The sequence below is a fragment of the Streptomyces sp. NBC_01214 genome (assembly GCF_026340975.1).
GTDB lineage: Bacteria > Actinomycetota > Actinomycetes > Streptomycetales > Streptomycetaceae > Streptomyces.
The window spans coordinates 2,170,288-2,194,447 of record NZ_JAPEOS010000002.1 but is presented as its reverse complement, the minus strand read 5'-3'; the positions used below and the strand labels follow the sequence as shown (position 1 = coordinate 2,194,447).

The 24,160-nt window shown below is 71.3% G+C and carries 17 protein-coding genes and 1 pseudogene; 5 read left to right on the top strand and 13 right to left on the bottom strand.

What is annotated here, in order from left to right:
- Positions 1-37 precede the first annotated feature (37 nt).
- Positions 38-523 (top strand): Lrp/AsnC family transcriptional regulator, encoded by a 486-nt coding sequence (locus tag OG594_RS34645; RefSeq protein WP_323185379.1) that lies wholly within the window; start codon positions 38-40, stop codon positions 521-523.
- A 90-nt stretch (positions 524-613) separates the two neighbouring features.
- On the opposite strand, the gene OG594_RS34640 is transcribed toward OG594_RS34645, so the two are convergent.
- The 3 genes from OG594_RS34640 to OG594_RS34630 form a co-directional block, all read right to left on the bottom strand.
- A complete protein-coding gene (locus OG594_RS34640; protein ID WP_266606331.1) occupies positions 614-1,132 on the bottom strand; it encodes an O-acetyl-ADP-ribose deacetylase in 519 nt (172 codons plus the stop codon).
- Positions 1,132-2,550 (bottom strand): NAD(P)/FAD-dependent oxidoreductase, encoded by a 1,419-nt coding sequence (locus OG594_RS34635; RefSeq protein ID WP_266606330.1) that lies wholly within the window; start codon positions 2,548-2,550, stop codon positions 1,132-1,134. The genes OG594_RS34640 and OG594_RS34635 overlap by 1 nt, the downstream gene beginning before the upstream one ends.
- A 101-nt stretch (positions 2,551-2,651) precedes the next feature.
- The gene (locus OG594_RS34630) at positions 2,652-3,476 is read right to left on the bottom strand and encodes an inositol monophosphatase family protein (RefSeq protein ID WP_266606329.1); all 825 of its coding nucleotides are present in this window, start codon (positions 3,474-3,476) and stop codon (positions 2,652-2,654) included.
- Positions 3,477-3,943: 467 nt separating this feature from the next.
- Here OG594_RS34630 and OG594_RS34625 point away from each other — a divergent pair, with 467 nt between their 5' ends.
- The 3 genes from OG594_RS34625 to OG594_RS34615 all read left to right on the top strand — a co-directional run bounded on the left by OG594_RS34625 (position 3,944) and on the right by OG594_RS34615 (position 12,597).
- Complete coding sequence (locus OG594_RS34625) at positions 3,944-4,231, top strand: hypothetical protein (protein WP_266606328.1); 288 nt, start codon at positions 3,944-3,946, stop codon at positions 4,229-4,231.
- A gap of 1,025 nt (positions 4,232-5,256) precedes the next feature.
- Complete coding sequence (locus OG594_RS34620; RefSeq protein WP_266606327.1) at positions 5,257-10,734, top strand: Ig-like domain repeat protein; 5,478 nt, start codon at positions 5,257-5,259, stop codon at positions 10,732-10,734.
- A gap of 441 nt (positions 10,735-11,175) precedes the next feature.
- Positions 11,176-12,597 (top strand): NAD(P)/FAD-dependent oxidoreductase, encoded by a 1,422-nt coding sequence (locus OG594_RS34615; protein ID WP_266606326.1) that lies wholly within the window; start codon positions 11,176-11,178, stop codon positions 12,595-12,597.
- 45 nt (positions 12,598-12,642) lie between these two features.
- Here OG594_RS34615 and OG594_RS34610 read toward each other — a convergent pair whose 3' ends face one another.
- The 10 genes and pseudogenes from OG594_RS34610 to OG594_RS34565 form a co-directional block, all read right to left on the bottom strand.
- Positions 12,643-13,641, bottom strand: coding sequence for a TIGR03842 family LLM class F420-dependent oxidoreductase (locus tag OG594_RS34610; RefSeq protein ID WP_266606325.1), 999 nt, complete (start codon positions 13,639-13,641; stop codon positions 12,643-12,645).
- Positions 13,642-13,661: 20 nt separating this feature from the next.
- Positions 13,662-15,062, bottom strand: a complete 1,401-nt coding sequence (gene hydA, locus OG594_RS34605) for a dihydropyrimidinase (RefSeq protein WP_266606324.1) — start codon at positions 15,060-15,062, stop codon at positions 13,662-13,664.
- A 13-nt stretch (positions 15,063-15,075) separates the two neighbouring features.
- Positions 15,076-16,368, bottom strand: coding sequence for an aspartate aminotransferase family protein (locus OG594_RS34600; protein ID WP_266606323.1), 1,293 nt, complete (start codon positions 16,366-16,368; stop codon positions 15,076-15,078).
- Positions 16,365-17,207: a nitrilase-related carbon-nitrogen hydrolase gene (locus tag OG594_RS34595; protein ID WP_189740752.1), complete on the bottom strand. Its 843-nt coding sequence runs from the start codon at positions 17,205-17,207 to the stop codon at positions 16,365-16,367. Before OG594_RS34595 ends, OG594_RS34600 begins: the two co-directional genes overlap by 4 nt.
- A gap of 167 nt (positions 17,208-17,374) precedes the next feature.
- Positions 17,375-18,961 (bottom strand): hypothetical protein, encoded by a 1,587-nt coding sequence (locus OG594_RS34590; RefSeq protein ID WP_266606322.1) that lies wholly within the window; start codon positions 18,959-18,961, stop codon positions 17,375-17,377.
- A gap of 45 nt (positions 18,962-19,006) precedes the next feature.
- Complete coding sequence (locus tag OG594_RS34585) at positions 19,007-19,387, bottom strand: PPOX class F420-dependent oxidoreductase (protein WP_266606321.1); 381 nt, start codon at positions 19,385-19,387, stop codon at positions 19,007-19,009.
- Positions 19,388-19,404: 17 nt separating this feature from the next.
- Positions 19,405-20,604 (bottom strand): alginate lyase family protein, encoded by a 1,200-nt coding sequence (locus tag OG594_RS34580; protein ID WP_266606320.1) that lies wholly within the window; start codon positions 20,602-20,604, stop codon positions 19,405-19,407.
- A gap of 229 nt (positions 20,605-20,833) precedes the next feature.
- Positions 20,834-22,099 carry an IS701 family transposase gene (locus OG594_RS34575; protein ID WP_266601835.1) on the bottom strand — a complete coding sequence of 422 codons (1,266 nt, stop codon included), beginning with the start codon at positions 22,097-22,099 and terminating at the stop codon, positions 20,834-20,836.
- Positions 22,100-22,185: 86 nt separating this feature from the next.
- Positions 22,186-23,014, bottom strand: a pseudogene (locus OG594_RS34570) (IS5 family transposase).
- A 45-nt stretch (positions 23,015-23,059) separates the two neighbouring features.
- Complete coding sequence (locus tag OG594_RS34565) at positions 23,060-23,311, bottom strand: helix-turn-helix domain-containing protein (RefSeq protein ID WP_266606319.1); 252 nt, start codon at positions 23,309-23,311, stop codon at positions 23,060-23,062.
- 64 nt (positions 23,312-23,375) lie between these two features.
- Here OG594_RS34565 and map point away from each other — a divergent pair, with 64 nt between their 5' ends.
- Complete coding sequence (gene map / locus OG594_RS34560) at positions 23,376-24,143, top strand: type I methionyl aminopeptidase (protein ID WP_266606318.1); 768 nt, start codon at positions 23,376-23,378, stop codon at positions 24,141-24,143.
- Positions 24,144-24,160 lie beyond the last annotated feature (17 nt).

Here is a 24,160-nt window from a genome sequence, read left to right as displayed (position 1 = left end):
GACATACGTTTGGGGCAGAATCTGCCAAGGAGTGCCCATGGACGCAGTGGATCTACAGATCATCAGGGAATTGCAGGCCGACGGGCGCCTGTCCAACCAGGACCTCGCCGACCGCGTCCGGCTCTCCCCGTCGCCCTGCCTGCGCCGGGTACGGCGGCTGGAGGAGGCGGGCCTGATCCGCGGCTACACGGCCATGGTCGACCAGGTCGCCTTCGGGCTCCCGGTCACCGTCTTCGTCCGGATCCGCCTGGAACGCCACACGGCGGAGGCGGTGCGACTGTTCGAGGAGCACGTCGCGGTCATCGAGCACATCCAGGACTGCTATCTGATGGCGGGCAGCAGCGACTACTTGCTCCGGGTCGTCATCGAGGACCTGGAAGCCTACGAATCCCTGGTGCGCCACCGGATCCACGCCATTCCCGGGATCGCCTCGATCGAATCGAGCTTCGCGTTCGGCAGCGTGAAGCAGTCCCGGACCTATCCGCGGCCCGCCCCGGGCACCTCCGGGCGCCCGCCGCGCTGACGGATCCGCCGGCGGCTCGTGGCTCCGCGTGGCTGCGCGTACCACCCGGCGGGCGGCTCGGCGTACGACCCGGCGTACGACCCGGCGGGCTCAGGGGGCGGCCGCCACCGCCGTCTCGAAGGCCTCGTAGGCGGCTGCGTCGAAGAGCACGAACCGCACTTCCTGCACCTCGGTACGGGCGCGGCGCACCGTCTCCACCGCGATCCGCGCCCCGTCGTCCATCGGCCAGCCGTAGATGCCGGTCGAGATGGCCGGGAACGCGACCGTACGGGCCCCCAGCTCGTCGGCGATGCGCAGCGACTCGCGGTAGCAGGAGGCCAGCAGCGCCGACCGGTCCTCCTCGCGCGACCAGACCGGGCCCACCGTGTGGATGACGTGCCCGGCGGCGAGCCGCCCGGCCGTGGTGGCGACGGCCCGGCCCGTCTGCAGCCCCTTGCCGTAGTGCGAACGCCGCAGGTCCTCGCAGGCCGCGAGGATCTCCGGCCCGCCGCGCCGGTGGATGGCGCCGTCGACCCCGCCACCGCCGAGCAGCGAGGAGTTCGCCGCGTTGACGATCGCGTCGACCTTCTCCGCGGTGATGTCGCCGCGGACCAGGGTGATGCGGACCATCAGGAGCCCTTTCGCAGGTGCCGCCAGACCGCCTTGGCGGCGTTGTGGCCGGACATGCCGTGCACGCCCGGGCCCGGCGGGGTGGCCGAGGAACAGAGGAAGACGGCCGGGTGCGCCGTCGTGTACGGGGTGAGGGAGACCTTGGGACGCAGCAGGAGCTGGAGGCCCGAGGCGGCCCCGCAGGCGATGTCCCCGCCGACGTAGTTGGGGTTGCGGGCGGCGAGCTGGGGCGGGCCGGCCGTGGCGCGGGCGAGCACCAGGTCGCGGAAGCCCGGGGCGAAGCGCTCCAGTTGGGATTCGACGGCCTCGGTGAGGTCGCCGTCCCAGCCCGCGGGGACGTGTCCGTACGCCCAGAACACGTGCTTGCCCTCGGGCGCCCGGCCGGGGTCGACCAGGCTGGGCTGCGCGGTGATGAGGAAGGGCGCGCGCGGGGCCCGGCCGCCGGAGGCGAGCTGGAGGGCGGCGTCGATGTCGCGGGCGCGCGGGCCGATCTGGACGGTGCCGGCGCGGCGCGGCGCCTCGGCCGTCCACGGGACCGGGCCGTCCAGCGCGTAGTCGAGCTTGAACACGGAGGCGCCGTACCGGTAGCCGTCGTACGCGCGCCCCAGGCGGGCGATGCGGGCCAGCGCGGTCGGCGAGGTGTCGAAGACGTAGGTGCGGGCGGGCGGGAGGTCGTCGAGCCGCTTGACCTCGAAGCCGGTGTGGATGGTCCCGCCGAGGTCGCGCAGGTACCCGGCGAGGGCGTCGGACACGGACTGCGAGCCGCCGCGCGGCATGGGCCAGCCGTTCGCGTGCGCGGCCAGCGCGAAGACCAGGCCCACCGCACTGGTGGCGATCCCGCCGAGCGGTGCGATGACGTGGGCCACGAGGCCCGCGAACAGCGCGCGTGCCCGCTCGTCGCGGAAGCGGCTCAGCAGCCAGGTGGAGGGCGGTAGTCCGATGAGCCCGAAGCGGGCGAGCGTGAGGGGGTCCCGGGGCAGCGCGGTGCTCGGCAGGGACATGAAGTCCCGGGCCAAGGTGTCCCATTTGCCGAGGAAGGGCCCGACCAGACGCCGGTAGGCGCCCGCGTCGCGCGGCCCGAGGGACGCCGCCGTCTCCGCGACCGAGCGGGACAGGACCGCGGCCGTGCCGTCGTCGAAGGGGTGCGCCATGGGCAGCGGGGCGTGCAGCCACTCCAGGCCGTAGCGCTTCAGCGGCATGGTGGCGAAGACCGGCGAGCCGGCCCCGAGCGGGTGCACCGCCGAGCAGGGGTCGTGCCGGAAGCCGGGGAGGGTGAGCTCCTCGGTCCGGGCACCGCCGCCGACCGTGCCGGCGGCTTCGAAGATGGCCACCGAGAAGCCGCGCCGGGCCAGTTCGACGGCGGCGGTCAGCCCGTTCGGCCCCGCCCCCACCACGACCACATCGAGAATCGACGGCACTTGCGACTCCTTCGTCTCCGGTGGCGCCTGCGCCTCCAGGATATTCCGCCGCCCGGACCGTCCGGACCTGACCGGACCCGCCGGGACCGCACCGGACCCGGTCAGACGCCCCGGAGCAGTTCCCGGATGCGTACGGTGGTGGCCTCGTCGCGCCCGACCGCGAACGGCAGCGCGTTGTCCCGGTCCACCCGGAAGGGGACCCCGTCGACCGTGCTCTGCGTTCCGCCGGCCTCGGCGACCAGGAGCAGCCCGGCCGCGTGGTCCCAGGCCGAGGGCCAGGTGAAGGCCAGGCCGTCCATCTCGCCGCGGGCCACCTTCAGGTATTCCAGGCCCGCAGAGCCGCACGGGCGGGCCGCGACCCCGGGCACGTCCAGCCGGGCCAGCGTCCGCTTGTTCTCGTCACTCGTGTAGAGGGGGTGGGCGATGGCGACCCGCAGCGCGGCGCCCGGCTCCGGCGAACCGCTATGGATCCGCTCGCCGTTGACGTACGCGCCCTGCCCGCGCACGGCGGTCGCCAGCTCGTCCAGTGCCGGGGCGAAGGTCCAGGAGGCGAGGATCTCCCCGCGCAGGGCCAGCGCGACCAGGGTGCAGAAGGCGGGGTCGCCGTTCACGAACTGGCGGGTGCCGTCGACGGGGTCGACGATCCACACCGGGGCGTCCGCGCGCAGCGCCGCGTACACCCCCGGGTCGGCGTGCACGGCCTCCTCGCCGACCACGGCGGAGCCGGGCAGCAGCCGCGTCAGGGCGGTGGTGAGGTACTCCTCGGCCTTGCGGTCGGCCACGGTCACCAGGTCGTGGGGGCCGTTCTTCTCGTCGACCTCGTGCTCGGCGAGCTGCCTGAATCTCGGCATGATCTCGATCGCCGCCGCCTTGCGGACGGCCTCTTCCACATCGGACAGGCCATGGGCCAGGAACTCATCGATCATGCCTCCAGCAAAGCACGCCCGACCGACAAACCCCACTGCCATTCCCGTACCGGCACCTGGACACCGGATGTCCACCGGGTGAAGCAGCCCCGGGGAAGGCAGGTCTCGCGCGGTGGGGTCCGTCGCCCCGTGTCCGCTCGCGCCGCCTTCGAGTACGTTCCCGGCGGCGATCCGCTGTGAGGGAACGACGACCCGTACAGCGAGAGCCAGTTCACGAACTCGAAGTACGCGGGCGATCACCCCGAGCGTTTCGGCCTCCCGAAATGCCGCAGACGTCATGAATTAACGATCCGGCCAAGCGCAGGAAACCCTCACCAAAGGCCACATGGCGACACAACCGTCTCACCCGACTCGAGATCTTCCGCACGGCGCTCAAGCGCTTCCCCGCATTCCCGGCCGATCCGGCCTCCCGTCGGATTCGAGAAAACGCGAGAGGGGAGGGGAGCGGAAACCCTACGATGAATTCCATGAGTGCGCTGATCTTCCTCCTGTCGCTCGGCACAGTCTGTCGCGTCACCCGATTCATCACCAAGGACGCCCTCGCCGCGGGGTTCCGCTCCCGGATCGCCGACCGTTTCGGCGAAGACTCCCACCCGGCGTATCTGGTCACCTGCGGATGGTGCGTCAGCATCTGGGTCGCGGGCACCGTCACCGTGCTCGCCCACTGGGCCGGTGGGGAAACGTGGTTCCAGGCGGGCGCCACGGCGCTCACCCTTTCCTACCTCACCGGCCTCGCCGCCAACTGGCTTGATTGACGGCCACGTTGGAATATTCCAGATCATCGCCGCCACGTATAAATATGACTATACGGCGGCGCGTGTCGGCGTGCGGTGCCCGGGGATAAAGGGTAAAGGGAACGGGCCGGGGCCCGGCCCTACCCCGGAACTCCCCGGCCCTCCCCTTGACCGGCCGCCGGAGCGGCCGAACAGAAGGAGGAAGACCATGGCATGCAACTGCGGACGCGCCAGCCGGTCCACGTTCGTCTACCGACTAGTCCTCCCCAACGGGGTCACGCGCCAGTACCCCACGCGACAGGAGGCCGACGCCGCCAACAGGAGGGCGGGCGGGCACGGTTCCATCACGGCGGTCCGCCAGTAGGACCGCTGCCTGCACAGGGAAGCGGCGGGCTCCCGTGGACGGCACGTCCTCCGGGACGCCACGGACACACAACGAGCCGTACGCCGCACCGCACCACCGCGCCGGTGACACGGCGCGGGCCCCGGTGGGCACCCCGCCCCACCCCGGCGGACCGCCGGAAGGGTAACGCCCCCACCAGCAGCCCCTCGGCGTACCGGACAGCCGGTGCACCGAGGGGCTGCGGCATGCCGTGGCACCCCTGGAATTGCGAATACCGCGGAGGAATACCACGGTTCGCTCAGCGCGGAATCCTTTCTCTTCCGCCCGTGAGTCCGCCAGACTGTCCTGGGAGCGCGAGTACGCCCCGGCACCGCCCAGCCATGCACCCGGAAAACGACGGAAAGGGAAACCTTTCCTCTCGCGAGAATGCATCAAGGCGCCGCATAATCCGGGTTTATCGCCTCTCGTGCGCCTGAGTGCGCTGAGCCGAACGAGTGGTGTTTTGTTCACCCATCTAGCCCAAGTCCTCAGCCGGAAGGCCTACTGCTGATATCAGCAGGTGATGTGCCCCGACTCCGCGTGGACAAGGGCTCTTAACGGAACGTCCCACCAGTGTTTTCTCGTGCGTTCCGTGCTCCGCCAAGCGCCATACGGGCGAAGAGAATCATCTGCTTCCGCGGGTCATCCGAAAGGGAGCCACACCATGGCCAGTTCGACCACCACCGTGACCTCGGCACCGGATCCTTCCGTCTTCGGCCAGTCGGTCACCTTCACCGCCACCGTCCAGCCGGAAGTCGCCGGCCCCACCCCGACCGGCAGCGTCGAATTCATCGTCGACAGCGTGCCCGTCGTGACGGTGCCGCTCGACATGAGCGGCCAGGCCCAGTACACGACCAGCGGTCTGGAGGTCGGTCTCCACGGGATGGAGGCCAACTACTCCGGCGACGCAGAGTACGACCCGTCCACGGGTGCGGACACCCAGGAGGTCACCCTCGCGAACACCACCACCACGCTGGTCTTCGACCCCGAACCCTCGGTCTGCGGCGAGACGGTGACCGCCACCGCCCAAGTGACCCCCGTTCCGCCGGGTGCGGGAACCCCCACCGGGCTGGTGTCCTTCATCGTCAGCGACGACGGTCCGGTGCTGACCGCCCCCGTGGACGTGAACGGGCAGGCGCAGGTCAGTTTCAGTGGCCTGGACGTCGGCTTCCACCAGGCAGCCGCCTTCTACACCGGCGACGCGGACTTCAACGGGTCGAACTCCCCGCTGACCGTCCACGTCGTCAACCCCGCGCCCGTCTCGGTCACCGTCTCGGCGAACCCCGACCCGTCGGTGTGCGGTGAGACGGTGACGCTCTGTGCCACTGTGGCACCGGTCTCCTCGGGCGTCGGCAATCCGTCGGGCTCGGTGACCTTCACCGGCCCCGGCGGGCTCAACGAGACGGTGGCGCTGGACGCGGGTGGCACGGCCTGCGTCACCACGACCGTGCTGGAGACCGGCACGGTCACCGCCTCCTACGGTGGCGACGAGTGCTACGCGAGCGGGACCGGCACCTTCGACGTGACGGTCAATCAGGCGTCGAGCACGGTATCGGTGACGGTGGAACCCAACCCGTCGGTATGCGGCGAGACCGTGACCGTGTGCGCCACCGTCACCGCGGTCGCACCCGGCAGCGGCACCCCCACCGGAACCGTCACCTTCACCGGACCCGGCGGACTGAACGAGACCGTACCCCTGGACGCCGTCGGCACGGCCTGTCTGACCACGACCGTACTGGAGACCGGCACGGTCACGGCCACCTACAACGGCGACGAATGCTTCTCCGCATCGACCGGCACCGCACCGGTGACCGTCAACCCGGCGTCGAGCACGGTGTCGGTGACGGTGGAACCCAACCCGTCGGTATGCGGCGAGACCGTGACCGTGTGCGCCACCGTCACCGCAGTCGCACCCAGCAGCGGCACCCCCACCGGAACCGTCACCTTCACCGGCCCCGGCGGACTGAACGAGACCGTGCCCCTCGACGCAGGCGGCACCGCCTGCGTCACCACCAGCAGCCTCACCAGCGGTACGGTCACGGCCGTCTACAGCGGCGACGGATGCTTCTCCGCATCGACCGGCACCTTCGAGGCGACGGTCAACCCGGCGTCGAGCACGGTGTCGGTGACGGTGGACCCCGACCCGTCGGTGTGCGGCCAGTCCGTGACGGTGTGCGCCACCGTCACCGCAGTCGCACCCGGCAGCGGCACCCCCACCGGAACCGTCACCTTCACCGGCCCCGGCGGACTGAACGAGACCGTGCCCCTCGACGCAGGCGGCACCGCCTGCCTGACCACGACCGTGCTGGAGACCGGCACGGTCACGGCCGTCTACAACGGCGACGGATGCTTCTCCGCATCGACCGGCACCGCACCGGTGACCGTCAACCAGGCCACCAGCACGGTATCGGTGACCGTGGAACCCAACCCCTCGGTATGCGGCGAGACCGTGACGGTGTGCGCCACCGTCACCGCAGTCGCACCCAGCAGCGGCACCCCCACCGGAACCGTCACCTTCACCGGCCCCGGCGGACTGAACGAGACCGTGCCCCTCGACGCAGGCGGCACCGCCTGCCTGACCACGACCGCACTGGAAACCGGCACGGTCACGGCCACCTACAACGGCGACGAATGCTTCTCCGCATCGACCGGCACCGTGGACGTGGCGGTCAACCCGGCGTCGAGCGCGGTGTCGGTGACGGTGGAACCCAACCCGTCGGTGTGCGGCCAGTTCGTGACCGTGTGCGCCACCGTCACCGCAGTCGCACCCAGCAGCGGCACCCCCACCGGAACCGTCACCTTCACCGGCCCCGGCGGACTGAACACGACCGTACCCCTGAACGCAGGCGGCACCGCCTGCGTCACCACGACCACACTGGAGACCGGCACGGTCACCGTCTCCTACACGGGTGACGCCTGCTTCCTGCCGTCGACGGGTTCACTGGACGTGACGGTCACCCCGGCGTCGAGCACGGTGTCGGTGGCGGTGGAACCCAACCCGTCGGTGTGCGGCGAGACCGTGACGGTGTGCGCCACCGTCACCGCAGTCGCACCCGGCAGCGGCACCCCCACCGGAACCGTCACCTTCCTGCTGCCCGACGGCAGCACTCAGGTCGTGGGGCTGGACGCGGGCGGCACGGCGTGCGTCACCACGACCGCGCTGGAGACCGGCACGGTCACGGTCTCCTACGCGGGTAACAGCTGCTTCCTGCCGTCGACCGGCACCTTCGACGTGACGGTCAACCCGGCGTCGAGCACGGTGTCGGTGACGGTGGAACCCAACCCCTCGGTGTGCGGCGAGACCGTAACGGTGTGCGCCACCGTCACCGCAGTCGCACCCGGCAGCGGCACCCCCACCGGAACCGTCACCTTCACCGGCCCCGGCGGACTGAACGTGACACTGGCGCTGGACGCCGAAGGCACGGCCTGCCTGATCACCAGCAGCCTCACCACCGGCACCTACTCGGCCACCTACAACGGTGACTCCTGCTTCGCCGGCTCCGAAAACCTCTTCGACGTGACGGTCAACCAGGCCGCCAGCACCACCACCGTATCGGTCGACCCCAACCCGTCGGTATGCGGCGAGACCGTGACGGTGTGCGCCACCGTCACCGCAGTCGCACCCGGCAGCGGCACCCCCACCGGAACCTTCACCTTCACCGGCCCCGGCGGACTGAACACGACCGTACCCCTGGACGCAGGCGGCACCGCCTGCCTGACCACGACCGCACTGGAGACCGGCACGGTCACGGCCGTCTACAACGGTGACGAATGCTTCTCCGCATCGACCGGCACCTTCGACGTGACGGTCAACCCGGCGTCGAGCGCGGTGTCGGTGACGGTGGAACCCAACCCGTCGGTGTGCGGCGAGACCGTAACGGTGTGCGCCACGGTCACCGCAGTCGCGCCGGGCAGCGGCACGCCCACCGGAACGGTGACCTTCACCGGGGCCGGGCTGAACACGACCGTACCCCTGGACGCCGGTGGCACGGCCTGCCTGACCACGACCGTGCTGGAGACCGGCACGGTCACGGCCGTCTACAACGGCAACGGATGCTTCTCCTCATCGACCGGCACCGCACCGGTGACCGTCAACCAGGCCGCCAGCGCGGTATCGGTGACCGTGGAACCCAACCCCTCGGTGTGCGGCGAGACCGTGACCGTGTGCGCCACCGTCACCGCAGTCGCACCCGGCAGCGGCACCCCCACCGGAACCGTCACCTTCACCGGCCCCGGCGGACTGAACGAGACGGTGCCCCTCGACGCCGGCGGGACGGCCTGCCTGACCACCAGCAGCCTCACCAGCGGCACGGTCACGGCCGTCTACAACGGTGACGGATGCTTCTCCGCATCGACCGGCACCGCGCCGGTGACCGTCAACCAGGCCACCAGCGCGGTATCGGTAACGGTGACCCCCAACCCCTCGGTATGCGGCGAGACCGTGACGGTGTGCGCCACCGTCACCGCAGTCGCACCCGGCAGCGGCACCCCCACCGGAACCGTCACCTTCACCGGCCCCGGCGGACTGAACGTGACACTGGTGCTGGACGCCGAAGGCACGGCCTGCCTGACCACCAGCAGCCTCACCACCGGCACCTACTCGGCCACCTACAACGGCGACTCCTGCTTCGCCGGCTCCGAAAATCTCTTCGACGTGACGGTCAACCAGGCCGCCAGCACCACCACCGTATCGGTCGACCCCAACCCGTCGGTGTGCGGCCAGTCGGTGACCGTGTGCGCCACGGTCACGGGAGCCAGCGGCACCCCCACCGGAACGGTCACCTTCACCGGCCCCGGCGGACTGAACACGACCGTACCCCTGGACGCAGGCGGCACGGCCTGCGTCACCACCAACAGCCTCACCAGCGGCACGGTCACGGCCGTCTACAACGGTGACGGATGCTTCTCCTCGTCGACCGGCACCGCGCCGGTGACGGTCAACCCGGCGGCCAGCACCACGACCGTGTCGGTGACCCCCAACCCCTCGGTATGCGGCCAGTCCGTGACGGTCTGCGCCACCGTCACCGCAGTCGCACCCGGCAGCGGCACCCCCACCGGAACCGTCACCTTCACCGGGGCCGGGCTGAACACGACGGTGACCCTGGACGCAGGCGGTACGGCCTGCCTGACCACCAGCAGCCTCACCAACGGCACGGTCACGGCCGTCTACAACGGCAACGGGTGCTTCTCCTCATCGACCGGCACCGCGCCGGTGACCGTCAACCAGGCCGCCAGCACCACCACCGCATCGGTGACCCCCAACCCCTCGGTGTGCGGCCAGTCCGTGACGGTCTGCGCCACCGTCACCGCAGTCGCACCCGGCAGCGGCACCCCCACCGGAACCGTCACCTTCACCGGCCCCGGCGGACTGAACACGACCGTACCCCTGAACGCAGGCGGTACGGCCTGCGTCACCACCAGCAGCCTGTCCAGCGGCACGGTCACGGCCGCCTACAACGGCGACGGATGCTTCAAGCCGTCGAACGGCACGACGGGCGTGACCGTGAACAACGCCCAGACCACGACCGCGCTCACCATCACCCCCAACCCCGTGATCTGCGGCCGCCCGGTGACGTTCTGCGCCACGGTCACGACCGTCGCGCCGGGCAGCGGCACGCCCACCGGGACGGTCACCTTCACCGGCCCCGGCGGCTTCCTCCAGACCGTGGCGCTCAACGCCAGCGGCACGGCCTGCGTCACCACCACCGCGGGCGCCAGCGGCACGGTGACCGCCGTCTACAACGGCGGCACCTGCCACAGTCCCTCCGCAATGGCGGCCAACCTGACCGTGAACCCGGCTCCCACGACGCTGACGGCGACCCCGGCACAGATCCGCCTGCGGACGAACGGCACGTTCGTCATCCCGTCGATGAGCGCCACGCTCAAGGTCACCTCCAGCGCCGCTCCGCTCCCGGGACAACTGGTCACCTTCAAGGCGAACACGACGCTCGGACCCATCGTCCTCGGGACCGCGCTCACCAACGCCAGCGGGGTGGCGACACTGGCCCCGCCGATGCTGACGGTTCCCAGCACGGTGATCACGGCGACGAGCTACACCGCGTCCTTCGCGGGGACGAGTTGCTACGCCGCTTCCTCCGTGACGGCGCCGCTGACACTCGTCCTCTTCCCGCTCCTTCCCTGACCGAACACCGGTCACCGCTCCGGGAGCCACGGGCCGGGGCGGGCCGGCTGACCGGGGCGGTGGCCGCCGCCCCGGTCAGCGGCGACCGTGCAGACACACGTGGTGCCTAAAAATGGGCCGGGGCGACGCCGACGAGGGTTCGGCGCCGCCCCGGTCCGCTGCGGGGCCGCCGGACTCCGGCAGATCTGCCCGTGGGGCTGGTCGGCGTACCGCTCGGGCTCCGCACCGATGGCGACGAACCCTCCCCCGCGGTCGCGGCGGATGCGACCATGATCCTGGTCGCCCGCGAGCGGCGGCGGACGCACCCCGGGCGCCGGCAAGAGGCCACGCCCCTGCCCGAGTCGCGGGCCCGGAACCTGGTGCTCCTGTCCCTGGCGCTCGCTTCGCCCGTAGTCCGAACGTCCATGAGTACGACCGCGCCCCCGTAGAAGGCAGCCCGTCATGAGTGAAGCCGCGAGCCGTGGCCCCCAACGTGTCGTCATCGTCGGGGGGAGCCTTGCGGGCATGCTCGCGGCAGCAGCGGTCAAGGACCACGTCGATTCCGTCGAGATCCTCGAGGCCCACGATCTACCCGCAGGGCCCGGACCGCGCACCGGAGTTCCCCAAGCCGCCCACATCCACTGGCTGCAAGCCGGCGGCGCAGAGGCGATCAACGCCCTGCTCCCCGGCAGCATCGACCTGTTGATGGCCGCGGGTGCTCACCGCATACCGGTGACCACCGACATGGTGATCTTCTCACCCGAGGGGTGGTACCGCCGCTGGCAGCGCGCCACCCACTACGTGATCACCGCGAGCCGGGACCTGACGGACCTCGTCGTCCGGAACGAGGTCCTCAAGAACCCCCGGGTCACCGTGCGTACGCACACCAAGGCCGTTGGACTGCTCGGCGACCGCCGTGCCGTCAGGGGCGTACGACTTCGCGATGCCGACGGCATCGCATCGGACCTGCACGCCGACCTGGTCATCGACGCCTCCGGACGGGCCTCCCGCCTGCCCCGGTGGCTCGCCGAGCTGGGTGTCACCGGCCTCGTCGAGGAGCGCCTCGACTCCGGCATGGTCTATGCGAGCCGCCTCTACCGGGCCCCCGTCCCCACGCGCGGCTGGCCGGTCGTCGGAGTGCAGGCCGACCCGTGCCTGCGCCAACCCGCCAAGGCCGGCGGCATCCTGCCGATCGACGGCGACCGCTGGCACGTCAGCCTGATGGGAGCCCCCGGTGGAGAGCCCACCCGGGCCGCAGAGGACTTCGAGCCCTTCGCCCGTACGCTGCGCCATCCCGTCATGGCCGACCTGCTGGAGCACGCTGAACCGCTCGGCGACGTCAGCGTCACCCACAGCACCGCGAACCGGCGCTCCTACTACGAACGGCTCAGCACCCGGCCCGATGGCCTGGTGGCCCTGGGGGATTCCGTCGCCACCTTCAACCCCGTCTATGCGCAGGGCATGTCGGTGGCCGCGCTCGGCGCGCTGGCCCTGCGCGACCTGCTCGCGGCCGGCCCGACCCGCGACCTGGCCCACCGGGCCCAGCGCGCCATCGCCCGGCCCGTGCACACCGCTTGGACCCTCGCCACTGGTCAGGACATCCATTTCGCCACGACCAAGGGCCGGCGCCCGACGTTCGCCGATCGTCTCCTGCGCCGCTACGTCAGCCGTCTGTCCCGCACGGCGACCGGCTCGTTCCGTGCCGCCACGGCGCTGACGGACGTCCTGGCCCTCCAGGCCCCGCCCACGTCCCTCGTCAGACCCGGTGTGTTGCTGGCCGCCCTGGTCGGCCCCTTGCGTCCTCAGCTCGACAGCCCCCAGTTCAAGGCTGCGGAACGCACGCTCCTGAACGCCCTGTCCCACCGGAGGACCTCACGGACCTGAACGCGGGGCGGGGCCGACCCTTCGGTCGGCCCCGCCCCGCCGGCGTCAGTTGAACAACGGGATGACGTTCTGGCCGTACGCGTCGATCGTGGCCTCCCGCGCGTCGTGCATGTCGTAGACGGCAAACTGGTCGACGCCCAGGTCGCGCAGGACCCGCAGCTTCTCGACGTGCGCCTCTACCGGGCCGAGCAGGCAGAAGCGGTCGACGATCTCGTCGGGGACGAAGTCGGTGGACGGGTTCCCGGCCCGCCCGTGATGGCTGTAGTCGTAACCCTGACGGGCCTTGATGTACTCGGTGAGCTCGTCGGGGACCATCGAGGAGTGCTCGCCGTAGCGGCCGACGAGGTCCGCGACGTGGTTGCCGACCATGCCGCCGAACCAGCGGCACTGGTCGCGGGCGTGCGCAAGGTCCTCGCTCACGTACGCGGGGGCCGCCACGCAGATGGTGATCTCCGCCGGGTCGCGGCCGGCCCGGGCGGCGGCCTCGCGGACCGACTTGACCATCCACTCGGTGAGGTAGGGGTCGGCGAGCTGGAGGATGAACCCGTCGGCCTTCTCCCCCGCCAGGGCCAGGGCCTTGGGCCCGTAGGCCGCCATCCACACGGGGAGCTTCCCGTCACGGACCCACGGCAGGCGGATCGGGTTGCCGTCCACCAGGGCCTCGCGGCCCTCGGCCAGGTCCCGGATGACGTCGATGGCCTCGCCCAGGCGGGCCAGGGTGTTGGGTTTGCGTCCGGCGACCCGCATCGCCGAGTCGCCGCGCCCGATCCCGCAGACCGTGCGGTTGCCGAACGTGTCGTTGAGGGTGGCGAAGGTGGAGGCGGTCACTTCCCAGGTGCGGGTGCCGGGGTTGGTGACCATGGGGCCGATGTGCAGCTTGCGGGTGTGTTCGAGGATCTGGCTGTAGATGACGAACGGCTCCTGCCACAGCACGGCGGAGTCGAAGGTCCAGCCGTAGCGGAAGCCGTTGCGCTCGGCGCGCTTCATGAGGCTGATGACCTGGGATGCGGGCGGGTCGGTCTGCAGGACGAGGCCGAAGTCCATGGGGCTGCTCCTTGACGCTTTTACAGGTACTGGCAGGTGGAGCGGGGGACGAAGGCCCCGTGGCCGGCCCGGCCGGTGAATTCGCGCTGGTCGATGACGAGTTCGCCGCGCGAGAGCACGGTGTCGACGCGTCCGGTGATCCGCTTGCCCTCGTACGCCGAGTAGTCCACGTTCATGTGGTGGGTCTCGGCGGAGATGACCTGCTCGGCGTGCGGATCGTAGAGCACGATGTCGGCGTCTGAGCCCGGCGCGATGGTGCCCTTCTGCGGGTAGAGGCCGAACATCCGGGCCGGGGTCGCGCACGCGATCTCGATCCAGCGTCGGCGGCTGATGTGCCCGTCCAGGACGGCCTGGTGGAGGAGGTCCATACGGTTCTCCACGCCGGGCAGCCCGTTGGGGATCTTCGAGAAGTCCCCGCGGCCCAGTTCCTTCTGGCCCCGGAAGCAGAAGGGGCAGTGGTCGGTGGAGACCACCTGGAGGTCATTGGTCCGCAGGCCCCGCCACAGGGCTGCCTGGTGCTCCTTGGGGCGCAGCGGGGTGGAACAGACGTACTTGGCGCCCTGGAAGTCGGGCTCCTCCAGGTTGTCGGTGGACAGGAACAGGTACTGCGGACAGGTCTCCCCGAAGACCGGGAGTCCTTTGTCCCGGGCGGCGGCGAGCTCCGCCACCGCCTCCTCCGCCGAGACGTGCACCACGTACAACGGGGCGCCCGCGACCCGAGCCAGCTGGATGGCGCGGTGGGTGGCCTCCGCCTCCAACAGCACCTTGCGGACCTCGCCGTGGTGGCGCGGATCGGTCTCCCCGCGCGCGAGGGCCTGTTCGACGAGGACGTCGATCGCGATGCCGTTCTCGGCGTGCATCATGATCAGCCCGCCGTTGGTGGCGCCGCGCTGCATGGCGCGCAGGATCTGCCCGTCGTCGCTGTAGAAGACGCCGGGGTAGGCCATGAACAGCTTGAAGGAGGTGACCCCCTCGCCGACGAGGTGGTCCATCTCCTTGAGCGTCCTCTCGTTGACGTCCGAGAGGATCATGTGGAACGCGTAGTCGACGGCGCAGTTGCCGTCGGCCTTGGCGTACCAGGTGTCGAGCCCCTCGCGCAGGGAGTGGCCCACGCTCTGCACGGCGAAGTCGACGATGGTGGTGGTGCCGCCCCAGGCGGCGGCTCTGGTTCCGGTCTCGAAGGTGTCGGAGGCCGAGGTTCCTCCGAAGGGAAGTTCCATGTGGGTGTGCGCGTCGACCCCGCCGGGGATCACGTACTTTCCGGTCGCGTCGATCGTGCGGTCGGCCGTCCAGGCTCCGGCGGCGGCCGAGCCGTGTGCGGCCAGCGCCGCCACGCGGCCGTCCTCGATCAGGACGTCGGCGTGCAGTTCGTCGGAGGCGGTGACGACGAGGCCGCCGCGGATCAGGGTGCGGGTGCTCATGTGATCCCCCTACTCAAATGCTGCGCAAGGCCTGTTCGAGGATCTCGGCGCCCTCTTCCGCCTCGGCGACGGTGAGGGAGAGCGGCGGCGCGATGCGCAGCACGCTGGTGTTGTACCCGCCGCCCTTGCCGAGCAGCAGGCCGCCTTCGCGGGCCGCCTCCAGGACGGCCGCGGCCGCGTCCGGGTCGGCCTCGTCGGTGCCCGGCTTCGTGAGTTCGAGGCCGGCCATCAGGCCCCGGCCGCGGATCTCCCGTACGCCGGGCACGGTGGCGGCGATCGCGCGCAGCCGCTCCAGGAGCATGCCGCCGACGCGGCGGGCGTTGCCCTGGAGGTCGTGCTCCAGCAGGTACGCGAGGTTGGCGACGCCGGCCGCCATGGTGACCGGGGAGCCTCCGAAGGTGGAGATGGAGTTGGAGTCCAGGCAGTTCATCACCTCGGCACGGGCCACGACCCCGCCGATGGACATGCCGTTGCCGATGCCCTTGGCGAAGGTGAGGATGTCCGGCGGCCCGTTCTGGGCGTGTGCCTGCCAGCCCCAGAAGTTGTCGCCGGTGCGGCCCCAGCCGGTCTGCACCTCGTCGCTGATCCACAGGATGCCGTGGCGGCTGAGGACCTCGCGGAAGGCGCCGTAGAGGCCGTCGGGCGGGGAGGTGAAGCCGCCGACGCCCTGGATGGGTTCGGCGATGAGGGCGGCGACTCCCCCGCGGGCCTGGCCGAGCACGTCCTCCAGGTCCTCGACTGCGGCGGCGGTGAACGCGGCGTCGTCCAGGTGGGCGAGGGGGCCGCGGGTGCGGACCGCGCCCTGGACGTAGTACGTCTGCAGCGGCGAGAGGCTGGTCGGGGACCAGCCGCGGTTGCCGGTGATCGAGACGGTGGAGAAGGACCGGCCGTGGTAGCTGTTGCGCATCGCCAGGATCTGGTTGGAGCGGCGGTACGTCGTCGCGAGCAGCAGCGCGGTGTCGTTGGCCTCGGTGCCGGACGTGGTGAAGAAGACCCGGGCGTCGGGGATGCCGGAGAGGGCGGCGACCCGCTCGGCCAGCTCGATCATCGGCCGGTTGAGGTACAGGGTGGAGGAGTGGATGATCCGCCCGGCCTGCTCGGACACGGCCTTGGTGACCTCGGGCAGGGCGTGGGCGGTCATCGTGGTGAGGATGCCGCCGAAGAAGTCGAGGTAGCGGTTGCCGTCGGCGTCCCAAACGTGGCGGCCCTCGCCGTGGGTGAGCTCGATGGGGTGCTTGTAGTAGAGCGCGAGCCAGTCGGGCAGGACGGTGCGGTGGCGGCTGTGGAGCGGGGTCGGGTTGGTCACGGTTGTACGAGCCCTCCGTAGGCGTCGGGGCGGCGGTCGCGGTAGAAGGCCCACTGGTCGCGGACCTCCTTGATCAGGTCGAAGTCGAGGTCGCGGACGACGAGTTCCTCGTCCTTGTCGCTGGCGACCTCCCCGACGAACTGACCGCGCGGGTCGACGAAGTAGCTGGTGCCGTAGAAGTCGTTGTCGCCGTACTCCTCCTGGCCGACGCGGTTGATGGCGGCGACGAAGTACTCGTTGGCGACGGCGGAGGCGGGCTGCTCCAGCTGCCACAGGTACGCGGACAGGCCGCGGGAGGTGGCGGAGGGGTTGTAGACCAACTGGGCTCCGGCAAGTCCCAGTTGGCGCCACCCCTCGGGGAAGTGGCGGTCGTAGCAGATGTAGACGCCGATCCGGCCGACGGCGGTGTCGAAGACGGGCCAGCCGAGGTTGCCCGGACGGAAGTAGTACTTCTCCCAGAAACCTTTGACCTGGGGGATGTGGTGCTTGCGGTACTTGCCCAGGTAGCTGCCGTCGGCGTCGATGACGGCGGCGGTGTTGTAGTAGAAGCCCTCGCTCTCCAGCTCGAAGACCGGTACGACGATCACCATGCCGGTCTCGCGGGCGAGGTCCTGCATGCGGCGTACGGTCGGGCCGTCGGGGACGGCCTCGGCCCAGCCGTAGTGCTCGGGCTCCTGGACCTGACAGAAGTAGGGGGCGTTGAAGACTTCTTGGAAGCCGATGATCTGCGCGCCCTGGGCGGCTGCCCGTCGGGCGTGCTCCTCGTGTTTGGCGATCATCGATTCGGTGTCTCCGGTCCAGGTGGCCTGGACCAGCGCGGCGCGGACGACTTGGGCCATGAGCTGCTCCTCGCGACGGGAACGCCGAGTTCTACGCACGTAGACGGTATGCGTAGGGAGTAGAACGTAGGCCTCGTCACAGCGTGGGGCAAGACCGCCGTGCGCGGTTGGAGTAGTCGATCACGTTACGTCGCCCCGCGGTCGAATGCGGTCACCAGGCGGGCGGGTTACGCCCCGGCGATGCCCGCCACCCGCAGGGCGTGGACCAGGTCGCGGTGGTGGGGTCCGGGCAGCGCCCGGGCCGCCCGGAGCAGTCGCGGGGCGAACCACTGCGGGTCGTACCGGGCCAGGCCCGCCGCCTCCTCGGCGGTGCGCACCCGGACAAAGGCGCCGAGCAGCGCGTCGGCCTCGCGGATCCGGCCGGCCCCGCCTAAGGCGAGCGCCGCGTCCGCGACTTCGGCGGCCGGCCGGGCCGCGCCCTGGCGCAGCAGGGCGTCGCAGTCGACCTCCCGGCCTGCGCCGCCGAGGGCGGCCGCGGCCGCCGCGAGTCGCTCGGGCGGGAGCGAGGCCGCCTCCCACAGCAGGGTGGCCCAGTCGGCCGCGAGCCCGGCCAGGGTCAGCTCGGCGGCGAGTGCGGGCAACTGCTCGGCGGGCCGGGCCGCGGCCTCGCACAGCAGGGCGTGCGCCTCGCCGCTGCGGCCCTGGGCGCGCAGGGCGAGCAGGGCGGCGGCGACGGGTCCCGGGACGCCCGCCACGGGCCCTGCCGGGTGCTCGGGGCGCGGTACGGGGCGGGGCGCGGCCTCGGCGGCGCCTGGGGCCTCGGGTGCGGGGTCGGCCGGGACGGCGAAGCGGGCTCCGCGCGGCGCGGGGAGCGCGGCGCCGGGACCGGAGCCCGGCGTGCCGTCCCCGCCGGGGTGTCCCGGCGGCGGGGTGAAGGCCGGGGCCGTGGGGGCCGCCGAGCCCGCGTACCGGGCGCCCCCGGCCCGCCGCGCACCGCGCAGCCACCGCCCCTCGGCCCGGCCGACCGGCGGCTCGGCCCGCGCGGCGGGCTCCTCGACGGCGGCCATGTCCGACCCGGCGCTCGGTACGGCGCTCGACCCGGTGCTCGGTGCCGAGCTCGGAGCGGTGCTCGGAGCCGGGCTCGGTGCGGCGCTCAACCCGGTGCTCGGAGCCGGGCTCGGTGCGGCGCTCAACCCGGTGCTCGGAGCCGGGCTCGGTGTGGTGCTCGGTGTGGTGCGCGCCTCGCGCTGCCGGGGCACCCCGGGCAGCCACGGCGCGACCTCCGGCCGCGCCGGCCAGAGCCCGTCGGGGCCCACATGCAGGGCCCGCAGCCGGGCGGCCAGGTCTTCGTGGCGGGCCACGGCGCGGGCCACGTCGTCCTGGGCCCAGGCGAGTTCCCGGGTGAGGGCGTCCGCCTCGGCCCGGTCGACGGCCCGGCCCAGCCGTACCGTCAGGTTCCGCAGGGCCGTCTGCACTGCGGCCCGCTGGGCCACCGCCGCCGCGAGCTGGGTCCGTAGCTCCCCCTCGCCGCCCGGCAGCCGGTCCCACACGGTGACGGCCGCCGCCCGCAGCTGGGCCGCGTATACGGTCTCCCGCGCCGCGAACTCCGCACCCCGCGCCCCGGCCAGGTCCCGCAGTAGCGATTCCACCATGTCCCACGGGGGCATAGCCGCCCCGTCGAGACAGGCCTTCACCCCCGCCGGATCCCGGCGCAGGAACTCCCCGTACCAGCCTGTCCCGGGATCCAGTCTCTGCGTCAACCCCAGCAAGTAGCCCGAGAGTTGACTGATCGCCAGCGAAGTCGCGGTCTCCATGACCGCATTGGATCCCACCCGTGTTACGGGCGGGCTACGGGAATCTCAAAGCTTGACGGCGATCGCGGTGTGCGGACGCTTGCCCCGGCGCGCCAGGGCGGCGGGCACGTCCAGCACCCAGAACTGCCAGGTGTACTTGCGCGACATCAACTTCCGCACCCGCCGCAGCCCCGCCTCGTCGAGCAGCCGGGCCTCGCCCTCCCGCGCCGGCGCCCCTTCCTCGACGCGCCCGCGCATGTCGCAGGCGGTGACGGTGACCCGCCCGTTGTTGCGGATCCGCTTGACCTTCCACGAATCGCTGCGCGTCCACACGTACAGCTCACCCCCGTCGGCGACCGCCCACACCGGTGTCGCCACGGGCGTGCCGTCCTTGCGGAAGGTGGTGAGGCTGACGTACCGCGCCCTGCCGAGCTCTTCGAGATCCATGTCCGCACCCTAGGGGGTCAGGCGGGCGGGGTCTCTCCGTGGCTGACCGTTTCCCAGGCCACGAACAGCTCGTCCGTCCCGGCCGGCCGCGTCTTCTCGACCAGTGCGCGGGTGTACGGGAGCTTCGCGCCGGTCCGGGTCTCGTAGTGGTGCAGGGCCACCTCCAGGTCGGGCCCCATGGTCCGCTCCACCTTGCCCCCGCACAGCCATGGCGGGGCCTCGGCCCCGAGCTGGTACTTCGCGTGGAACTCCAGCGCGGTGCGCAGCCGGGCGGACTGCTCGCCGTACAGGTCGACGCCCTGGTGCCAGGCGGTCTCGGCGATGTGCGCGGACGCGGCGAGGGCGTAACCGACGTGCATCAGGTTGCGGCAGGTCTCCTGGGCGATGCCGTCGACGTAGGTGCCCTGGTCGAACCAGTACGCCTTGACCTGGGCGGCCGTCTGGAGGGCGGCGGACCGCGGGGCCATCGGGCGCGGGCCGTCCATCCGGAGGTAGAAGTACGCCGGCACGCGCGCCCGGAACCGCTCCAGGGACTCCCGGAAGACCGCTCGGTCCTCCAGGAAGACGGCGATGGAGACGGCGGCGTCGGTCATGGCCAGTTCCCAGTTGCCGTTGTAGGCGGGCACCTGGGTGCGGACGGCCGGTAGGTAGGCCTTGCGCAGCATCTCCTTGAACCGGGCGACCCGGGGCCCCGTCCAGTTCGGGTAGTCGGCGTGCATGATCTCGGCGGCCCGCGCCCAGCTGGATCCGGACCAGGCGGCCTGGAGTCCGGCGTTGTCCTCGCGGTGCGTCTTCATCACGGCCGACCAGGCGTCCATGATCTGTACGGCCTTGCGCGCGTGGGCGGTCCTGCCGTTCACCGACCACAGCAGGGCGTGGCTGTAGGCGGCGATCGCGTCCTGCCGTTCGTCGAGACAGGACTGCGGTCCGCTGTTGAAGGGGCAGGGCACCACGTCGGCCGGGTGCGGGGTGTAGTCGAGCGAGGCGTAGCGGCTGCCGAGGAGCGCCCGGTAGGCGGAGAGCCAGGGTTCCTTGCCGGCCGCGACCATCTGCTTCGCCTGTCGGAGCTGGCCGTGGCTGACGACGACGCCCGGGTGGTGGAAGACCACGTCGCCGGCGCGGTGGCGGCCGTCGGGGGCGGTGCACGCCGCGAGGAGCAGGCCGCCCGCGAGGAGGGCGCCGACGACTGCGAAACCGACTCGCTTGGATGCGTTCATGGCTGACACGCCTTCACGCTTGCCCCGTGCTCTGCACCTCCCACCGCCCATTGGGCCGTCTGGCCGCCGGGCCCGCCCGAACGACAGAGCCCGACGGGACTTCGACGACAGGCCCTAGTAGTGCTTGGTCAGGTTGGTGTTGGTGTGGGTATGCCGCGGTGGCAGGTGGGGCAGACGCCGGTCCATGTCGCGAGGAGGGTCTGTAGCTCGCGAACGATGCGGTAGAGGCTCAGGCCGGCGCCGTGTCTTTTGGGGCTCTGGCCAGTCGTTGCAAGGTGCAGAAGGCGTGCGCGACGGAGACGAGGGTGACGTGGTGGTGCCAGCCGTTGAAGGTGCGGCCCTCGAAGTGGGCCAGGCCCAGGGCCTGTTTCATCTCGCGGTAGTCGTGCTCGATGCGCCAGCGGAGCTTGGCCAGGCGGACCAGGGTGGTCAGCGGGGTGTCGGCGGGCAGGTCGGACAGCCAGAACTGGACGGGTTCGGCCTGGTCGGCGGGCCATTCGGCCAGGAGCCAGCACTCGGGCAGCTCCGGGCCGTCGGCCGCCTGGCGGACCTCGCGGCCGGCGGGCCGGATCCGCAGGGTCACGAACCGCGAGTAGATCCGCTTGAAGCCGCTGCGGCCGGTGCCGGGCCGGGAGCCCTCACGCCATTGCACCGGCTTCGCTGTTTTCCGGCCGGCCGCGATGACCAGCTGTTTCACCGACTGCGACTTGTCCGGGTACTTCGCCACCGGCCGGCGCCCGATCCCGGAGTACGGGTCAGCCACGGGCACCGCGTGGCCGGGCTGGGCCGAGAGGGTGGTGGAGATTCCCACGACGTAGTTCAGGCTCCGGGCCTGCAGGCCGTGCCGGAAGGCGGCCGCGTCTCCGTAACCGGCGTCCGCAATGGCCACCGGCACCTCGATGCCCCAGGAACGGGTCTCGTCGAGCATGTCGAGTGCGAGCTGCCATTTCTCCACGTGCCCGATGTCGTCGGGGATCTGGCAGGCGGTGCGTCGGGCGACCTTGTCGGGGTCTGCCTTCGGCGAGGCGGGGTCCCAGGTCTCGGGCTGGAACAGCCGCCAGTCGACCGCCGCCGAGGCGTGATCCGAGGCCAGGTGCAGCGAGACTCCCACCTGGCAGTTGGTGACCTTGCCCGCGGTGCCGGTGTACTGCCGCGACACACACGCCGAGGCATTGCCGTCTTTGAGGAAGCCGGTGTCATCGAAGACCAGCACGGTGGGCCGGATCGCCTTTTCCATCTTCCAGGCCAGCCGGGCCCGCACATGCGCCGGATCCCACGGGCTGGTGGTGATGAAGTGGGCCAGGGCCTGACGGTTCCCGTCCTCGCCCAGCCTGGCGGCCATCGGCTCGACCGACTTGCGCTGCCCGTCCGTGAGCAGGCCCCGCAGGTAAACCCGCCCCCACCGACGCTGATCCTTCCGCGCGAACGGCTCGAAAACCTCCGCCGCAAAGTCCTCCAACTCGCCACGTACAGATGCAATTTCCTCCGGCGTCACACGTCTAGAACGACACACCGAGCCCTTAGGACACGCAACGCCAGCCCCAACCTGACCAAGCCCTACTAGGAGTTGTCGTCAAAGTGTCACGCCCACATCAGGAGCGAGGCGAGGGTGACGGCTGCTTGGTAGGCCTGGGCGGTCTTGTCGTATCTGGTCGCGATGCCGCGCCATTGCTTGAGTCGGTTGAAGCACCGTTCCACCACGTTGCGGTGCTTGTAGACCTGCTTGTCGAAGGCCGGCGGCCGGCCGCCCCGGCTGCCGCGCCGCGCACGGTTGCGGACCTGATCGGACCGTTCCGGGATCGTGTGCGTGATGCCGCGGCGCCGCAGCCAAGTACGGATGGCCTTCGAGCTGTAGCCCTTGTCGCCGATGACGTGGTCGGGCCGGATGCGCGGTCGGCCCGGTCCGGTCCGGGGCACTCGTATCGCGTCCATCACGGCGGTGAACTGGGTGCAGTCGTTCGTGTTCCCACCGGTCAGGACGAACGCGAGGGGTCTGCCCGTGCCGTCGCAGGCCAGGTGGATCTTGCTGGTCAGTCCGCCGCGGGACCGGCCGAGGGCCGGGCTGCGGAGCCCCTTTTCGGGCCCCGGCCGCGTGCTGGTGGGCACGGACAACGGTGGAGTCCACCGAGACCAGCCACTCGATGTCGCCTGCCGCGTCTGCTTGCGCCTGCGCGGCCTGGAGCATCCGATCGAAGGTTCCGTCAGCTGCCCACCTGCGGAAACGGGTGTGGAGGCTGGCCCACGACCCGTACCGGTCAGGCACGTCCCGCCAGGCGACCCCGGTCCGGAACTTCCACACGATCCCGTTCAGGATCGTCCGGTCGTCCAGCCGCGGCCGCCCCAGCACAGGCCGAGGCAGCAACGGCTGCACCAGTTCCCACTCGGCGTCCGACAGTTCATGGCGACGTATCACCCAACCATGATCCACAATGCAAGATCACTTTGACGACAGACCCTAGGCCGGGACGGCGGCGCAGCGGCGCAGCAGATCGTCCAGGGAGAGGCCGAGCGCTGCGGCGAGGGCGGCGACCGTGAAGAAGGCGGGGGTGGGTGCCCGGCCGGTCTCGATCTTGCGCAGGGTCTCGGCGGAGAGTCCGGCGCCGGCCGCGACCTCGACCATGCTCCGGTCGCCGCGGGCCTCGCGCAACAGGACGCCGAGCCGCTCGCCGCGCTCGCGCTCTTCGGGGGTGAGGGGGGTACGGACCATGCCGCCATCCTACCCCGCGCACCAATAACTATCCCGTTATTTTTATACCGGTATAGTTATTGGCATGGTGAAACTGAAGACGGATCGAGAGATCGACGAGATGCGGGCCGCGGGCCGGGTGGTCGCCCGCGCCCTGGCCGCCGTACGGGAGGCCGCCGACGTGGGGGTGTCCCTGCGGGACCTGGACCGGGTGGCCCGGGAGGTGCTCCGCGAGGCCGGCGCCACCTCGCCCTTCCTGGGCTACCGGCCACCGTTCGCACCCGTACCCTTCCCCGCCGTGGTGTGCGTCTCGGTGAACGACGCGATCGTGCACGGCATCCCCGACGACTACCGGCTGCGGGACGGCGACCTGGTCAGCGCCGACTGCGGGGCGGAGCTCGGCGGCTGGACCGGGGACGCGGCGGTCAGCTTCACCGTCGGTCCCGCCCGGCCCGCCGACCTCCGGCTGATCGAAACCTCCGAGGCGGCCCTCGCCGCCGGCATCGCCGCCGCCGTGCCCGGCAACCGGATCGGCGACATCGCCCACGCGATCGGCACCACCTGCCGCGCCGCCGGGTACGGGGTGCCGGACGGCTTCGGCGGCCACGGCATCGGCCGCACCATGCACGAGGACCCGGGCGTGCCCAACGAGGGCCCGCCGGGACGCGGCATGAAGCTGCGCCCCGGCCTGGTCCTCGCCATCGAGCCGATGCTGATCGCGGGCGGTACGGACGACTACGCGTGCGACGCGGACGGCTGGACCCTGCGCACCGTCGACGGCAGCCGCGCCGCCCACTCGGAGCACACGGTCGCGATCACCGCCGACGGCCCGCGGATCCTCACCGCGCTCTAGACACCCCCCGGGGAGTG

Coding starts and splice junctions, on each gene's coding strand:
- OG594_RS34640 (WP_266606331.1), bottom strand. CDS start 1,132: ATGGTCCGCATCACCCTGGTCCGCGGCGACATCACCGCGGAGAAGGTC.
- OG594_RS34590 (WP_266606322.1), bottom strand. CDS start 18,961: ATGGAGACCGCGACTTCGCTGGCGATCAGTCAACTCTCGGGCTACTTG.
- OG594_RS34645 (WP_323185379.1), top strand. CDS start 38: ATGGACGCAGTGGATCTACAGATCATCAGGGAATTGCAGGCCGACGGG.
- OG594_RS34620 (WP_266606327.1), top strand. CDS start 5,257: ATGGCCAGTTCGACCACCACCGTGACCTCGGCACCGGATCCTTCCGTC.
- OG594_RS34565 (WP_266606319.1), bottom strand. CDS start 23,311: ATGGTCCGTACCCCCCTCACCCCCGAAGAGCGCGAGCGCGGCGAGCGG.
- OG594_RS34615 (WP_266606326.1), top strand. CDS start 11,176: ATGAGTGAAGCCGCGAGCCGTGGCCCCCAACGTGTCGTCATCGTCGGG.
- OG594_RS34585 (WP_266606321.1), bottom strand. CDS start 19,387: ATGGATCTCGAAGAGCTCGGCAGGGCGCGGTACGTCAGCCTCACCACC.
- OG594_RS34580 (WP_266606320.1), bottom strand. CDS start 20,604: ATGAACGCATCCAAGCGAGTCGGTTTCGCAGTCGTCGGCGCCCTCCTC.
- map (WP_266606318.1), top strand. CDS start 23,376: ATGGTGAAACTGAAGACGGATCGAGAGATCGACGAGATGCGGGCCGCG.
- OG594_RS34630 (WP_266606329.1), bottom strand. CDS start 3,476: ATGATCGATGAGTTCCTGGCCCATGGCCTGTCCGATGTGGAAGAGGCC.
- OG594_RS34610 (WP_266606325.1), bottom strand. CDS start 13,641: ATGGACTTCGGCCTCGTCCTGCAGACCGACCCGCCCGCATCCCAGGTC.
- OG594_RS34625 (WP_266606328.1), top strand. CDS start 3,944: ATGAGTGCGCTGATCTTCCTCCTGTCGCTCGGCACAGTCTGTCGCGTC.
- hydA (WP_266606324.1), bottom strand. CDS start 15,062: ATGAGCACCCGCACCCTGATCCGCGGCGGCCTCGTCGTCACCGCCTCC.
- OG594_RS34595 (WP_189740752.1), bottom strand. CDS start 17,207: ATGGCCCAAGTCGTCCGCGCCGCGCTGGTCCAGGCCACCTGGACCGGA.